The sequence below is a fragment of the Tenacibaculum sp. 190524A02b genome (genome assembly GCF_964036645.1).
GTDB classification, from domain to species: Bacteria; Bacteroidota; Bacteroidia; order Flavobacteriales; family Flavobacteriaceae; genus Polaribacter; species Polaribacter vairaonense.
The window spans coordinates 3197282-3214309 of record NZ_OZ038525.1 but is presented as its reverse complement, the minus strand read 5'-3'; the positions used below and the strand labels follow the sequence as shown (position 1 = coordinate 3214309).

7 protein-coding genes are annotated in these 17028 nt (G+C 29.1%); all 7 read left to right on the top strand.

Annotated elements, in window-relative coordinates:
• The first annotated feature begins 1 nt into the window (after position 1).
• Positions 2–4582: an amino acid adenylation domain-containing protein gene (locus ABNT65_RS13115; RefSeq protein WP_348746033.1), complete on the top strand. Its 4581-nt coding sequence runs from the start codon at positions 2–4 to the stop codon at positions 4580–4582.
• Between the two features lie 3 nt (positions 4583–4585).
• Entirely contained in the window at positions 4586–4975 is a 390-nt protein-coding gene (gene panD / locus ABNT65_RS13110) for an aspartate 1-decarboxylase (RefSeq protein WP_348703538.1), read from the top strand.
• A 3-nt stretch (positions 4976–4978) separates the two neighbouring features.
• On the top strand, positions 4979–11077 hold the full coding sequence (locus ABNT65_RS13105; protein WP_348746032.1) for an amino acid adenylation domain-containing protein: 6099 nt from the start codon (positions 4979–4981) through the stop codon (positions 11075–11077).
• A 74-nt stretch (positions 11078–11151) separates the two neighbouring features.
• Positions 11152–12087 carry a hypothetical protein gene (locus ABNT65_RS13100; protein ID WP_348739632.1) on the top strand — a complete coding sequence of 312 codons (936 nt, stop codon included), beginning with the start codon at positions 11152–11154 and terminating at the stop codon, positions 12085–12087.
• Positions 12088–12093: 6 nt separating this feature from the next.
• Positions 12094–13128 carry a cysteine synthase family protein gene (locus ABNT65_RS13095; RefSeq protein ID WP_348703541.1) on the top strand — a complete coding sequence of 345 codons (1035 nt, stop codon included), beginning with the start codon at positions 12094–12096 and terminating at the stop codon, positions 13126–13128.
• An 8-nt stretch (positions 13129–13136) separates the two neighbouring features.
• The gene (gene argH / locus ABNT65_RS13090; RefSeq protein WP_348703542.1) at positions 13137–15809 is read left to right on the top strand and encodes an argininosuccinate lyase; all 2673 of its coding nucleotides are present in this window, start codon (positions 13137–13139) and stop codon (positions 15807–15809) included.
• Positions 15809–17011, top strand: coding sequence for an ACP S-malonyltransferase (locus ABNT65_RS13085; protein ID WP_348703543.1), 1203 nt, complete (start codon positions 15809–15811; stop codon positions 17009–17011). The genes argH and ABNT65_RS13085 overlap by 1 nt, the downstream gene beginning before the upstream one ends.
• Positions 17012–17028 lie beyond the last annotated feature (17 nt).

The following is a 17028-nucleotide window of genomic DNA, read 5'->3' as shown; positions in this document are numbered from 1 at the left end:
ATTGGAACTTATAAAAAAACTGGGTGAGTTAGGAATCCAACTTATCAAGGATAATAATGACTTAAAAATTAAAGCTCCTAAAGGAACTTTGACTAAGGAGTTAGTTACTCAAATTAAGGAAGAAAAAGAAGCTTTGTTAATGTTAATGTCAAGATCAATTGATAGTAACAATGTTATCCCTAATTATCCATCAAGACCCTATTATCCATTAAGTTCTTCACAACAACGATTATGGGTTTTAAGCCAATTTGAAGGAGGAAATAAAGCATACAATATTCCAGGTGTTTTTGAAATGGAAGGCAATTTGAATGTTGAAGTATTACAACAATCTTTTCAATACCTACTCAAACGTCATGAGAGTTTACGTACACGTTTTGTAGAGATAGAAGAGGGAGTATATCAAGAAGTTATAAATGAAGATGCGCTTGCTTTTACTATAGAGAATAAGAAAGTTATAAAAGAAGACGTAAAGGAAATAATAACCAGTTTTTACGAAGAAAAATTTGATTTAAGTCAGGCACCTTTATTAAAATCTCAACTATTACAAACAGGTGAAGATTCATATTATTTACTATTTGCCATTCATCATATTATAGGAGATGGTTGGTCAATGGAAGTTTTTACCAAAGAGTTAATGTATGTGTATAATCAACTTTTAAATAAAGAAAATATTGATTTACCAACATTAAGAATACAATATAAAGATTACACACTTTGGTTAGAAAGCGATGAAAGTCAAGAACGATTAACTATACAAGGGTCTTATTGGCAAAATAAATTAGCAGGTGAATTACCAGTTTTAGAACTCCCAAGTTATAAAAAACGACCTTTAGTTAAGAGTTATCATGGAGCTACTAAATTGTATAATTTCTCAAAATCATTTAGTGATAAACTCAAAACATTTAACCAATCACAAGGTGTTACCTTGTACATGAGTTTGTTATCAGGAATTAATGGCTTATTTTATAGATATACAGGTTTAACAGATATTCTATTAGGAGGACCAATAGCAGGGCGTTCTCATTCAGATTTAGCGAATCAAATAGGTTTGTATTTGAATACTTTAGCAATCCGAACACGTTTTGAAGGAGATGATAGTTTTATAAGTTTATTAGCAAAACAAAAAGTTACATTATTAGAAGCTTACGAACACCAAGAGTACCCATTTAGTAGTATAGTAGACGAGCTAGGTTTACAACGAGATACTTCTCGATCAGCTTTGTTTGATGTGTTAGTTGTTTTACAAAATCAGCAAGAAACAGCAATAACCCTTAAAGATGTAAACATAAGTCCATATAATGAAGTATCAAGGCAGGTAAGTCAATTTGATATGACATTTTCTTTTTCAGAAGTAGATTCAAGATTATGTCTTCGATTGGAATACAATACAGATATCTATGAAGCATTTCAGATAGATGAGCTTTGTGAGCATTTAGAGCGATTTATAGAATCGGGGATTGATTTTCCTAATGAAAAGATAAGTAATTTAGGGTATCTTACATCAGAAGAAGAGAATGAACTATTGTACGATTTTAATGACACAGATGTAGATTATCCCAACAATAAAACATTGGTAGACTTATTTAGGGAACAAGTAGCTAAAAACCCAGAAGCTATTGCAATTGTGTATGAAAACAAACAAATAACTTATCAAGAGTTGGATAGTTTGTCCAATGCAATGGCTAACTATATACTTGACAATAATGTTGTTAATGATAGTGTAATAGGAATACAATTAGAAAGAAGTGAATGGATTGTAATAAGTATGTTAGCTATTTTAAAAGCTGGAGCGGCTTATTTATCTATTGATCCAAATTTTCCTGATAAACGTATCAATTTTATTATTCAGGATAGTAAATGTGATATTGTAATCAATAGTAGTTTTATAAAAGAATTTGAATTACAAGTTAAAAATACATTTGCTCCAAATATTAAAGTCACACCTAACTATTTAGCTTATGTAATCTATACCTCAGGTTCCACAGGAAATCCAAAAGGAGTAATGGTTGAACATAGAAATATTGTTAACTTTCTTTTTGATTATCAGTTGGATATTCATAATACATCACTTACTTGTAAAACTATTTTTGATGTATCAGTATTTGAAATAATAGGAACTGTTACTTCAGGAAGTACATTGTTTATTCCTGAAGAAAAGACAATTTACAATCCAAAAAAGTACGCTGATTTTCTGTATAAAAACAAAATAACTCATTGTTATATACACCCTATGTTTTTAGAAGGCATAGCAGAGCAATTGGCTATTTATGATGAAGTATATTTAAAACAAATTTTAATAGGGGTTGAAGCAATTAAACCTAGTTCCATTCAGTGGTATTTTAAAAATGATGTAAAGATTATAAATGCTTATGGACCAACTGAATGTACTATTTGTGCTACCAAATATAAAGTTGACAGTCTTGAAGAAATAAAAACACCTAATATTCCTATAGGAACTCCATTAAAAAATTATCAAGTATATATTGTAAATGAAACAATTAACCAATTACAACCTAAAGGAGTTATTGGAGAATTATGTATTTCTGGAAAAGGAGTAGCTCGCGGGTACCTTAATAACTTATCACTTACACAAGAAAAATTTATTGCACATCCGTTTATAAAAGGAAAACGAATGTATAGAACTGGAGATTTAGCAAGAAGATTACCTAATGGTGTTATTGAGTTTATAGGAAGAAAGGATACGCAAGTTAAAATACGTGGTCATAGAATTGAATTAGGAGAGATAGAAAATACATTAATTTCATTAAAGCAAATTTTGCAAGCGGTTGTTATAGTAGAAAAGAAATCTCTAGTAGAATACCTAGTTGGTTATCTGGTAAGTAGAACAACATTGAATATTAAGAGTATAAAGGAATCACTTAAGGAGTTTTTACCTGATTACATGATTCCTAATTATTTTGTTCAAATAGATGAAATACCAGTAACACCTAATGGAAAAATAGCAAGAACAGCATTACCAAAGGTTAATTTAGATGAAATTTTGGAAGATGAATACCTTGCTCCAGAAAATAAAATACAAGAAAAGCTAGTAATAATTTGGGAAAAGATTTTACGAATAAAAAAAATAGGAATTAATAAAAGCTTTTTTGAAGTAGGAGGAAATAGCCTTCACTTAATACAACTCAACTCAAAAATTAAAGAAGTATTTAATGTTGAGTTGCAATTGTCAGACATAATAATGAATATGGATATTCAATCTCTGGCAGTTAAAATAGCATCAAAAGAAAAGACCCTGATAAGCATTCAGAAAATAAATTTAGAAGAGAATATTCCATTAACACCATTACAAGAAAAAATATGGTATACATGCCAAGTAAAGTCAAGGAAAACGTCATATAATATGGTAATGACATTGCAAAATATACCAAACTTTACTTATGAATTGTTTACAAAAAATGTTCAAGATTTTATTCAAAAACACCGAATTTTAAGAGCTTTTTTTAAGTATGATAAAGGTAAATTAACACAAAGCATAGTACCTTCACTCAATATAGAACAAGTATTGAATAGAATTGAACTATCAGGAACAAACGAAGTTATTCAAGAACGTATTTGTCAAGTTGAAGAGAACGAAAAAACATACGAATTTAATTTAGAACATCCAGGGTTATTTAGAATCAACATAGTTACTTCAGGAAAAACCAATGCCATAATATTTAATATTCATCATATAATTGCTGATAGAGTAACCTTAGAAATATTAAAAAAAGAGTTACTAGAACCATTTTCAGAGGTAATAAAAGAAAATAAAATTGATTTTTTAGATTATGTGAGTTGGATGCATAATCAATTAGGTACAGAAAAAGGTAATAAGTTAAAAAATAAGGTAACTAAATTATTTGAGAATGTAGAAAAGGTAGAATTACCCATAGTAAAAAAACAACTAAAAAATACTGAATTTACACCTAGAATAGCAGAGGTAAAAATGTCTTTTTTAGAAAAAGAAAAAATAGTAAACACCTGTAAAGAATTAAATGTAACTCCTTTTTCATTTTGGGTTTTTGTTTGGGGAACAACATTGTCTTTGTTAGCAGAAAAACAAACAGTTATTGTTTCATCACCTGTAAATACTAGATTTCATCAAACACTAAAAAATCAACCAGGTTTATTCTTAAATACCTTACAAATACCTATAGAGATAAGTAAGGATAAGTTAATAAAACAAGCAATACAAGACAATTTTCAAGACATTATTGAGAGTATAGATAATAATTTACCTACTGAGTTTTTCTTGTCTTCAGAAGTAAAAAAAACTTTAGATCAATACTTTATAATCTATAATGAAGTAGAGGAATCATCCTCTGAAAACAAAATTCAAGAAAACGATTTAGGAAAATTTTCTTTAGCCTTAATAGTAACAAAAAAAGCACATAAATATTTAGGGGCAATACAATACGATGCAGCCAAATACCTTAAAACAGATATTGACCTTTTGGCTATTAGATTCACTAATATCTGTAACCAAATAATAACAAAAAAAACTAGTAATGTTCATGAATTAAGTGTGTTACTAGAAACAGAAAAACAATTAACGAATATAAAATCAGAATTTATTTTTTAAAATATGGAAATAGAAGTTTGTAAATCGAAAATTCACAGAGCAAGAGTAACTCAAGCAGATTTGAATTATGTAGGAAGTATTACCATTGATGAAGACTTAATGGATGCTTCAGGACTACATGAGTATGAAAAGGTTCAAATTGTTAATATTAACAATGGAGAACGAATAGAAACCTATGTAATAAAAGGAGAAAGGAAGTCTGGAGTTATATGCCTAAATGGAGCAGCGGCTAGAAGAGTAAGTGTTGGAGACTTGGTAATTATTATTGGATATGCAACCATTGACATTAAAGATGTTAAAACGCATCAACCAAAAGTTGTATTCCCAGATGAGAAAACAAATATGATTATTAGTGTTGATAACAAAATAGAGGCATTTCAAGAGGCTTTATAAATTATGCAAGAGATTAAAGAAATACAAGCAATAAACTTATTAGAAAATAAGATTTCAACGGTAAGTAGTTTACCTCAATTCAATAAAAGAAAACAACCAGTATCAATTGAATATACAATACTGGGCACTAATAATGAATTGGAAAAATTCTATAAGTTCAGCAATGATAGTGAAAAGCTAGAATATTTACTTTTAGTAAGTTTTATTGTCCTTTCATATAAACATATGTTTGGAAGTATTCCTTTTGTCAAAAGCATTCTTAAACAGGTTGATAGCTTAAATGAATTACCAATAGCTCTTACAGAAATAGCTATTGGTAACTCTGTAAAAGAAACAATTAAAACAATTGAAAAGAACTTTCAAGAGGACGCTTTAATTCTCCATGATAATGAATTTTTTAAAAACAAATACTTCAAAGAAACAGTTCAAAAACTTTTACATTCAGAAAAGGGAGTTGTATTTCATTATCACAATTATACCCAAGAAATAGCATCTAATAATGAAGTGTTTTCAATTCTAATAGATAAGCAAGAGAAAGGATTACATTGTAACGTGTCTTCATTTTCAAATCAAGTTGATGAAGCACAGTTATATGGATATGTATACTTACTGGAAGCTTATTTGAAAGATATAGAAAATCAGTTAGGTAAAACTCATGAGAAACCTCCTAAACTATACAAAAAGCATTTTTTAGAAATGCTTCATATTGGAAGAGGAAAGACTATTGAATTACCTTCTAAATCAATTATAGAGCAGTTTATAGATCAAGTTCAAAAAACACCATTAAAAACAGCATTGAATTTTAACGGGAAAAAGTGGTCATATAAAGAGCTTCATGAAAGAAGTAATAAAATAGCTAATGTTTTACATCAAAAATACAATGTCAACTATGGAGATAAGGTTGGGGTATTGTTACAAAGAAATGAATATCTGATACTATCATTATTAGCAATTCATAAGGCAGGAGCATCTTATATTCCATTAGATGTAAATTACCCTGAAGACAGAATTAAGTTCATATATAAAGATAGTGGAGTAGATATCTTATTAGTTAATGTAGGGCAGATTTATCAAGCAATTGAGCCAACTAATTTAATAGCGATAGAAACATTAGAAAGTAATGAGTTAGACAATTCTATTTTATTGAATATAAAAAAACAGTGTGAAGACTTTTATGTAGTTTATACCTCAGGAAGTACCGGATTACCTAAAGGTTGTCAAATTACCCAAAAGAATGTAACTAACCTTTGTGAGTGGGCAAAAGATCAGTACAATACTAATGAATTTTCAAATATATTAGCATCTACTTCCATTTGCTTTGATTTATCAATTTTTGAGATTTTTTTACCTTTAACAATAGGAGGTACGGTAGTGTTAGTGGAAAATATTATGGAATTAATGACCATGGAAAAACTTCCTGAAATATCATTAATTAATAGCATTCCTTCTCTAGTTCAAGAATTAGTTAATAACCATAAACTACCTAAAAATTTAGAGGTAATTAACCTTGCAGGAGAACCCATTCAAGAAAGTTTAATTCATCAACTACATGCTGAACAAAATAATGTAAAAAAGGTTTGGAATTTATACGGTCCGTCTGAAACTACTACGTATTCTACAGGGAAGCAGTTTGCAAAAGATAATTTTGAAGGAAATTGTATAGGTAAACCTATATATAATACTACTACTTTGGTATTAAATGAAGATTTTCAGCCTGTTCCTTATGGTTATCCAGGAGAGTTGTTTATTGGAGGAACAGGAGTTAGTAATGGATATTGGAATAGACCAGAGTTAAACAATGAAAAATTTATTACAATTCCAGAGGCAGAAGAACAAGGGATATTTTATAAAACAGGAGATATAGTTACTTGGAAGCATGACCAAACATTAAAGTTTTTAGGCAGATCAGATACTCAAGTTAAAATTAGAGGGTTTAGAATTGAACTTAATGAAATAGAACAAGCATTAAGCCAACATGATCAAATTCAACAAATAAAAGTTTTTGTACAAGGCGCAAATAATAACGCTAAAATTATAGCCTGTTATCAATCAGAACAAGAAATTTCGCACAAAGCCTTATATACACATTGTTTACAGGTGATTCCTAAATACATGATTCCTCAAGAATTCATTTATTTTAAAGATATTTTTAGAACACCAAATGGAAAAATAGATACTAAGAGATTAAAAGAGTTTTGTGGACGTAAAAATGTTTCAGAATTAAACAATAACTCAAGTAATGAAACATTAAATAAGCTATTAAATATAATTGGTACTATCGCTAATAAAAAAATAGTACCTACTATGAATCTTTACGAAGTAGGTTTCTCAAGTATTGATTTTATAAAGCTTTTAGTAAGGATTGAAAAAGATTTTGGAGTAAGTATAAAAATTAATGAATTATTTGAGGAAGCTACACCTATAGCTATTTCAGAATCAATAAAATTAAATTACGGAAAACAAAAAGAACCTTTACGCCGAGCTAGTAAAAAAGAATTATACCCAGCAACTTTTTCACAAGAACGTTTTTGGCTAAACACTAAGTTTAATAAAGAAAAACCAGAATTGTTTCATATTCCATCTATTATAAAATGGAATAAAGCTTTAGATCTAGTACGTTTAGAACAAGCATGGAATACCTTATTAGAAAAGAATGAGATTTTACGAACCAATTTTATTTATGAAAAAGAACAATTATTTCAAAAAATAAACATTTTTACTCCAGTTACTATTGAGGTAGATTATATAAAAGATGTAAACCTATCAGAAGTTTATAAAACCTCGTTTTTTACTTCTGGAAAAAATTTAGAACAAGATGCATTAGCAAATATTAAAGTAATACAAGAAGCAGAATCACTGTTCTATATTCTATTTAATTTTCACCATAGTATAATTGACGGATGGTCTTTAGAGCTGATATTTAAAAAGCTTTTAAAGTATTATCATGAAAGTGAAGAAAATAAAAGTGGGCAATATCAATTCAAAGACTATAGTGAATATTATCATCAAAAACTTCTCAACAAGTCTAAAGAAAAAGAGTATTGGAAACAAAAATTAAATTTAATAAAAGAACCTCTTCAATTATTTGATAGTAAAAAAGAAAAATCAACTATAGGAGGAACACATATAGCTACTTTAGGAACAATAAAATTTAAAGAGTTAACTAAGGTTTTTAGGGAGCATCATTCAAGTTTATTTCAAGGTATAGCAAGTATATTGGGTGTTTTATTTAGGAGGTATGGGAATGAAAAAAATATAATGGTTGGTATGCCTTCAGCAAACAGACCTTTTGAAGTATTAGAAGACATACCAGGTTTATTTTTAGATGTTTTATTTTTTCATCTATCATTAGATGAAAATATCCCTTTTAGTAATTTATTAAAAAAGACAAAAACAGAAATTACCGAATCAATAGCTAATCAAGAATTTCCTTTAGATGCTCTATTAAAAGAAAACTCACATAAAAATAAAGGAGATTTTGATGTTTTTATAGCCTATCAACAATACGGAAACTTTCAACAAAAAAAATTAGAAAACAATGTAGAGGTAATTTCATGTCCTATTAAATATGCAAAACATCCCTTATCAATATATTTTTATGAAAAAGCAGAAAATTTAGAATTTTTTATAGAATATCAAAAAGATAAAATATCAGACAATGAAGTAGTCAGGTTATGGAAGCATTTTGAAAAAATTATTGATGTAGTAATTAATGATGCTAATATTTTAATAGACAATATTTCAATTCTTGATAAAGAAGAAGAAAAAGATATTCAAAAATTTGAAGTAGGAATAAAAGAAGACATACTTCCGTTTACTTTATTTGAACTTTTTGAAAAGAATATACACAGGAATGTTTTCAAAAATGCAATTCACCATAAGGAAGCAGAATATAGCTATGCTTATTGTAATCAATATGCTAAAATAATTCACGAAGCATTAGTACAAAAGGATATAAGTATTTCTGAAGAAAAGCTAGTGATAGCTATTGATTTACCTAATGGAGTAGGTAGAGTTGCAGCTATTTTAGGAGTTTTAAGACATGGAGGAATAGTACTTCCTATACAACCAGATTTTCCTTTAGAAAGAAAGAAAGTAATTTTAGAAGAAGCTAAGGTTTCTATATGTATAACTGATGCCCTATCTGAAATATATACCGAAGATAAAAGCGTTTTATTACCTAAGTATAGTGATAAAAAAATTAGTATACCAAAAGTTAAAGTACATTCAGAAGAAGGAGCTTGGTTAATTTTTACATCTGGTTCTACAGGAAAACCCAAAGGAGTTTTACTATCTCATGAAAATATAGTAAACATGTTATTTTGGTTTGCCGATTATTTTCAACTGGGAAATAAATCAGTATTCCCTCAAAAGACAAATATTAGTTTTGTTGATAGCATAGCTGAATTTTTAATTCCTTTATGTATAACATCTGGAACAGTATACTTAAGACCGGAAGAAGGAATTGTAAAAAACACTGAAGCATTAAATATTTGGTTGAAAAACATTCAAGTAACACATATTCAGTTTGTCCCTGAAATATTTGATCATTTTTACTCACAAATACAAAGTATTCCTGAGTCGTTAAATCATTTATTATTATCAGGAAATAAAATTACTAGTTATCATGATCTTACATGTAAGTTATATAATGTTTATGGAGCATCAGAAACAACAGCTTACACATTAGTCAAACAAATTCAAGAAAAAGAAGAAATTAAAAGTATTGGAAACCCTGTATGTAATACCACAATTAAAATTATTAATGATTCAGGAAAACGAGTACCAATAGGAATTAAAGGAGAGTTATATATAAAAGGTAAGCTAATTTTTAATGGATATATAAACCAAGAAGAACAACCTTTTGTACTAGATGTTTCACATAAAAAATGGTATAGAACAAATGATGTTGTTTCATGGGACGAAAATGGGAATGTAATTTTTCATGGAAGAAAAGGAAATGTAGTAAAAGTTAAAGGTGTAAGGATAGATTTATCAGAAATTGAAGCTGTGACTTCAGCTATTTTTGGGGTTCAAACGGCAATAGCAAAAGTTTTAGAAGAGGAAGAGAACAATATTTTAGTTGTTTTTTTACATACAAGTCAAAATATTACATTAAAAGAAATTCAAGAAGTAGTAAAAAAAGAAATCCCATCATATGCCCAACCTACTGCGTATAGACTAATAAGAGAAATTCCGTTTAATACCAGTGGAAAAGTAAATAAAAAAGAACTTAACCTTTCTTATGGAGAAGTTCCAAAATCTGGATATGTTTATGTAGCACATCAAACTGAAACGGAGAAAGTTCTTACCAATATGATTAAAGAATTAATCAAATTAGAAGAAGTTTCTGTAGAAGACAACTACTTTGATTTAGGAATTGATTCTATGAACTTAATAAAACTAGAAAAATTAGTAAGTGAAACTTTTTTCAAAGTAGCAATTACAGATTTTTTTACTTACACAAGTATTAGAAGTTTAGCAGAGTTTATAGATAATAAAGGAATTACAAAAAGTATTGATTTTACCTTGTGGGAAAATGAATTTACAGCTGAAACAAAAAGATCATTAACAAATGATGTTTATGATGAATTAACAGTAAATATAAATGAAGAGAATTGTGAAATTTTAGAAAACTTGTGTCAGCAATATCAAGTAAAACAAGCGAAGTTAATTAATGCCTTTGCATGTTATGGACTTGCTAATATACTAGAAAAAGAAGCAATTAATTATGCATTTATAGAAAACGATATTGTTTCAAGTTTACAGTTGAGCTTCACAGAAATTCAAACAAAAGAAGAATTCATTCATACATTTCTTAATAGTTTTAAGGCAGATAATGCTAAGCTACAATATGCTATTGAAAATATTAGAGTAGAAAATTACCAAAGAAGTGATCATGGTCTAATCATGGTAAGTGTTCAAGAAAATGCTGACTCTGAAACAGTTCAAAGTGTCTTTGATATTTTAATAAAAACAAGCAAATCACAAATTAATATTTTATGGAGAGAAGCATATATTCCTGAAGAAATATGCTTAGACCTTGTTGATATGATTATGAGTATTATAGAGTCTTTCGCAGAGGTAGAAAATCCTCAATAAACAATTAAAAAATAAAATTATTCAAGGCATCTTAATTAAAGAAGCAGGGATGCTCATTGGGTAAAAATTTAAAAATGAAATATAAAGAAAAGACACTTTTGTTAGATAATCATGTAGAAATATCTCCAAATAAAATTATAGGGAAAGGACACTCTTTTTGCCATCATGGAGAACTATTACAAGGTGTGTTTTATTGTGAAAACCTCCAAGAATATGTGTACGGATTAACAACATTAAAATGTAATTTATTTTCTTCTAGAGCAATGTTTATTCCTAATAATACGGGGAAAATAAACATAACACCTACTGTAAATAAAAAGTCTAAGAAGGCAGCTGAGTTAATGATTAAGTATCTAAATAAGAATGTAGGAGGAGACATTTTTATACAAAGTAATATAATACCAAAATTAGGTTTTGGGTCTTCAACGGCAGATATTTTAAGTACCATGCTTGCTATAAGTGATTTGTATGAGGTAGAGTTAACCGAAGATGTTTTGGCCAAGCTAGCTGTGAAATCTGAAATAGCAAGTGATAGTATTATGTATCAAAATGATATTCTATTTGCTCAAAAAAAAGGCGTTGTAATTGAGGAGTTTAAAAAGAAATTACCAACAATGATAGTGCTAGGTTTTGACGAAGCCCCAGAAAACAATGGGTTTGATACTGTAAGCATGAAGCCATTACAGTATTCAACACAAGAAAAAGCAGAATTTCAGAAACTCAGATTATTACTTTCAGAGGCAGCAGAAAAGCAGGATGTAAACTTGTTGGGAGAAGTAGCTACCAGATCAGCACTGGTGAACCAAAAATATTACCCTAAAAAAAACCTCGAAAAAATTATACAAATAAAAGATGAAAAGAAAGCTTCGGGAGTACAAATTTCTCACTCAGGAGACTTAGTAGGATTGATATGGGATCCAACTACCCCTTTTTTGCATGAAAGAATTGAAGAAAGTAAACAAAAATTAAAAAATATAAATATTAAATCCTTTTGGATATTTGAAACTTAGATAACTATGATTTATAACCATTCTATTGATTTAACCTTAGTACCAAACATTATCAAGTTAGCATCAAGTTTATATGCAGTCAAATTTAATTTGATGAAATTAATTCCAGCTAAATATATCATTGAGCGAGCACTTGAAACAGGAGAGTTAACTCAAGATATGACAGTAATTGAAACAAGTTCTGGAACCTTTGCACTTGGATTAGCCTTAGTTTGTGCAAAATATAATCTTAACTTAATCATTATAGGAGATCCAGCAATTGATGAAAAATTAAAACGGAAATTAGAATTATTAGGGGCTAAAGTAGAAATAGTACCACCTTCACCAGGTATAGGAATTCAAACCAAAAGATTAGAAAGACTTTATCAAATAAGAAGAGAATTAAAAAATACTTTCTGGACCGAACAATATGATAACCCAGATAATCCAGTGTCGTATAGTATTGTAGGAGAGCAACTAGAAAAATGTTTTGGAACAGTAGATGCTCTTATTGGACCTGTTGGTTCTGGAGGATCAATGTGCGGAATTGGAACTCATTTAAGAAAGAAAAATGAAGATTTGGATATGATTGGAATTGATACACATGGTAGTGTGTTATTTGGACAAGAAGATTTTCCTAGAGCATTAAGAGGATTAGGGAACAGTGGGTTTCCTAAAAACTTAAAACAAGATTTGTTTGATGAAGTGCATTGGCTCAATGCTTCTGATGCTTTTTATTCTAGTAATGAGTTGTTTAAAGAGTCTGGTGTTTTTATGGGAGGTACTAGCGGAGCAACTTATTTAGTAGGTAAATGGTGGGCAGAAAATAATCCTGATAAGATAGGTGTATTACTTTTTCCTGATGAAGGATATCGATATGAAGAAACAATATTTAATGAGCAATGGTTAAAAGAAAATAAATTATATACAGATAAAGTACCACAAGAACCAACGCTGGTAACACACCCTTTAGAATGTAAAAAAGACGATTGGTCATATATGAACTGGAATCAAAGAAAATTAGAATCTGTACAAACAGCAAGTTTGAGTTTAGCAAAATAAATACCTTTATGAGAAAAGCAATCGTTTTCGTAGAAAGTAATACATCAGGTACTGGATACATATTGGCATCTATAGCTTATCAAAAAGGTTATCAACCATTAGTAATAACCAATAATCTTTCTCGATACAATTTTGGAGATTTTATAGAACCTCATATTATTAATACCAATAATTATGAGGAAGTAAAAGATAAGTTAGCATCACTTTTTAATAGTTATGATATAGATGGAATAACATCTACATCCGATTACTATATGGAAATGGTAGCTAAGTTAGCACAAGAATTTAATTATCCATCTCCTTCTTTAACAACTATAAAATTATGTCGTAATAAACATTATTTTAGAGAACATATGAGAAAGAATAACTTATTAACTCCTAGTTTTAAAGTTATTCAAAATGAAAAAGAACTTAATCATTTTTTAAATCAACCAACAATCAATTATCCTTTTGTTGTTAAGCCAGTTCAAGGATCAGGAAGTATTGGTGTGCAGTTGATATCAGAACGAAAAGAGTTAGCATCTCATGGATTAGCACTATTGAGTAAGAAAATAAACGAAAGAGGTCAAAAAATAAATAGTGCAATCCTGATAGAAGAATTTATAGCAGGAGAAGAATTTTCATTAGAACTCTTTAATGGAGAAGTTGTTGGAATTACTAGGAAATATAAAGGTGAATTACCACACTTTGTTGAAGTAGGTCATGATTTTCCGTACGAACCCAATGAAGAGTTTTTGAAAAAAGTAACGGAAACAATCAAAAACCTTAAGAAGAGCTTTGATCTTTCATGGGGAGCTTTTCATATTGAATTTATAAAAACATCAAAAGAACTATTCATTGTAGAAATGAACCCTAGGTTAGCAGGTGGTTGTATTCCAATTTTAATAAAAGAATCATTAGGGGTTGATTTATTAGAATTATCTCTTAAAAATATTACAGGAAGATTAGATGAAGTAAACTTTATACCTAAAAATTATGCAAGTATTCGATTTGTAATTCCTGAGAATTCAGGAGAAATTCAAGAAGACATTGAAAAAGTAACAACTGATAATTATAGCTCTAAAATTCAAATAAAATCGTATGGAAAAAATTTAAGTAACTATAAAAGAAATTTTGATTTTAGGGATCGTATAGGTCATGTCATAGCGTCAAATAATAACAAGCAGCAAGCTATTGATGAAGTAGAACAATTATGTAAAAAAATTCAGGCAAGCTTAACCTATATCGAAGCTAATAATACAGGAAGAATTTCAAAAGGAATACACAAAGGAATACGAAAAGTAATTTTTGGGGAAAAGGTTGAAAATGAAGATGTAGAAGAATTAAAGTATATATCTTTAATAAACAAGGCACATATAATAATGCTTCAAGAAGAAGGAATCTTAAATGAAGCATTTACTGAAAAGTTAATGGTTGAAATCAAAGAACTAGAAAATATTGGGTTTTCACCATTAATGAATAAAAATACACCCCGAGGATTATACATGCTTTATGAGCAATATCTAATAGATAAATTAGGAATGGAAATAGCAGGGAGCATGCATATAGGAAGATCAAGAAATGATATGAATGCTACTTTAGCAAGGATGCAAGTAAAAAACTATGCGATAGAAATTGTAAAAACATTACTTAGTTTTACTAATGACCTTTTAGGTCTATCTAATAAATATAAGAAGACAATTATGTCATCTTATACACATTATCAACCAGCTGTACCTATTACATATGGTTTTTATCTTCAAGGGGTAATAACATCGTTAATTGAGTCAATTCAAGGTTTTTTAACAGTGATAGATACAGTAGATGTATCACCATTAGGAAGTTGTTCAGTAGGAGGAACATCAATACCAATTAATCAAAAAACAACAGCTTCTTATTTAGGGTTTAAATATACAGTAAACAATGCGCTTTATGGAGTAGCGTCTAGAGATTTTATATTGAGTTTGTTGAGCCAAATTTCTATAGCAAATGTATTAATAAGTAGAATAGCCTCAGACTTTATGTTATGGAATACGCAAGAGTTTAATTTCTTTAAGCTTTCAGATACAGTAGTGGGGTCTAGTTCTATAATGCCAAATAAAAGAAATCCATTTGTTTTAGAAAATATACAAGGAAAATCTGGGGTTATCGCAGCGTCTTTCATAGGTGCAGTGACTGCTATGCAAAAAACACCATTTACTAATTCTATTAGTGTAGGTACAGAGTCAAAAATGTTATTGAAAAAAACTAAAAATGAATTTATTGACTCAATTAATCTTCTACAAATATTTATTAATCATGCCATACCTAATGAAGAAGTAATGAAAAGTAAAGCTATAGCTTCACATACCATGGCAACTGAATATGCTAACAAATTAGTATTAGAACACAATATTCCGTTTAGACAAGCACATTTTATTGTAGGGAAAGCTGTAGCGGAAGCTATTGAAAAAAATACAACATTAGAAGCAACAACAACATTAGCTTCATATGAACTAGCTTCTTCAATTCAGGAAGTTGTAGACTCAACAAAATTTGGAGGAGGCGCTTCAGAGATAAAAATACTAGAGAATGGACGTTACTTAACTGGAATATTACAAGACTGTCAATCAAAACTACATACTCATATCTCTCAAATGGAAGGTGCTTTTAAACGTATGGAAGACAAAACCAATAGTATAACAGAAAAAAAATACGTCTAGTGAAAAGGCTTACCTGTTTGTTTCCTGGTCAAGGAACTATAGATAAAGATGTGGTAAATAAAGAGTGGTATTCATCTAAAATATCACAATTAATATTTGAAGAAGCTGAAAAAATCCTTTCTTGGAATATTGATTGTTATTTAAGAGAACTGAGTTATCAAGAACTAGCACAAACAAATATAGCGCAACCATTAATTTACACATTAAATATGGCAATGTATTACACCTTATTTAATAGTAATAAATTAAAGCCTTCAATTTTTTTGGGACATAGTTTAGGAGAGTACTGTGCCTTAGTTGCTTCTGAAGCTATTACTTTTAATCAAGGTTTAGAAATTGTAGCTAAAAGAGGAGAATTAATGGCTGAATATACTTCTATAGAAGAAACAGCTATGGCGAGTATTATTGGTGCAGATATTGATAAAATAACACAGTTGTTAAACCAAAATAATACTACCACTAGCGTTGTAGATATAGCAGCATATAATTCAAAAGAGCAAATAGTACTTAGCGGACATAAAGCACAAATTCTTTCTATAGTTAATCAATTAAAAGATGAAAAAATAAGATTTACATTATTAAATGTAGGCGGTCCTTTTCATTCAAGATTATATAAAGACATTGAAGAAAAGTTTAGGTCTTATATAGAAAAAATAACTTTTTCACCGCCAAAGAACACCGTTGTCTCATCAATAATTGGAGAGGTGATTTTACAACCAGAGCAAATAAAAAAAGCTTTGTCAGAGCAGATTACATCTCCAGTGTTATGGGCAAAAGCAGTTGGTTTTTTAAATGAAAATTATAATTGGTTTGGGATTGAAGTAGGGGGTAAAACTGTTTTAAAAAGATTACTAAGTAATCATACTGTAATAGCTACTTCAGAATACAATGCAACCCATGGTATTTTACAAGAAATAAACAATTCAAAAGAGCAAATATTTGATTTTTCTGCAGCAGCAATTCGAACGGCTGTTACATTTCCTAATAAGTGTCAGAAACAAGTAGATGTTGTGATTTCAACTTTTGAAGAAATACAACAACAAAGAGAATCGTTTTTACAAACCAATGAAATTGATTGGCACAATATAGAAGATCTTTTAAAAAAATTGCTATTGGCTAAAGGCTATGAAAAAGCCGAAGTAGAAAAAGAACTAATGGCTATAAAAAAAGAGACAGGAGTATCATTAAGTTCAAATACATAACCCCAAGCTATTTAATA

What these genes read in the sequence shown, in the direction of transcription:
- ABNT65_RS13095 (WP_348703541.1), top strand. Translation starts at nt 12,094, where the DNA reads ATGATTTATAACCATTCTATTGATTTAACCTTAGTACCAAACATTATC.
- argH (WP_348703542.1), top strand. Translation starts at nt 13,137, where the DNA reads ATGAGAAAAGCAATCGTTTTCGTAGAAAGTAATACATCAGGTACTGGA.
- ABNT65_RS13105 (WP_348746032.1), top strand. Translation starts at nt 4,979, where the DNA reads ATGCAAGAGATTAAAGAAATACAAGCAATAAACTTATTAGAAAATAAG.
- panD (WP_348703538.1), top strand. Translation starts at nt 4,586, where the DNA reads ATGGAAATAGAAGTTTGTAAATCGAAAATTCACAGAGCAAGAGTAACT.
- ABNT65_RS13100 (WP_348739632.1), top strand. Translation starts at nt 11,152, where the DNA reads ATGAAATATAAAGAAAAGACACTTTTGTTAGATAATCATGTAGAAATA.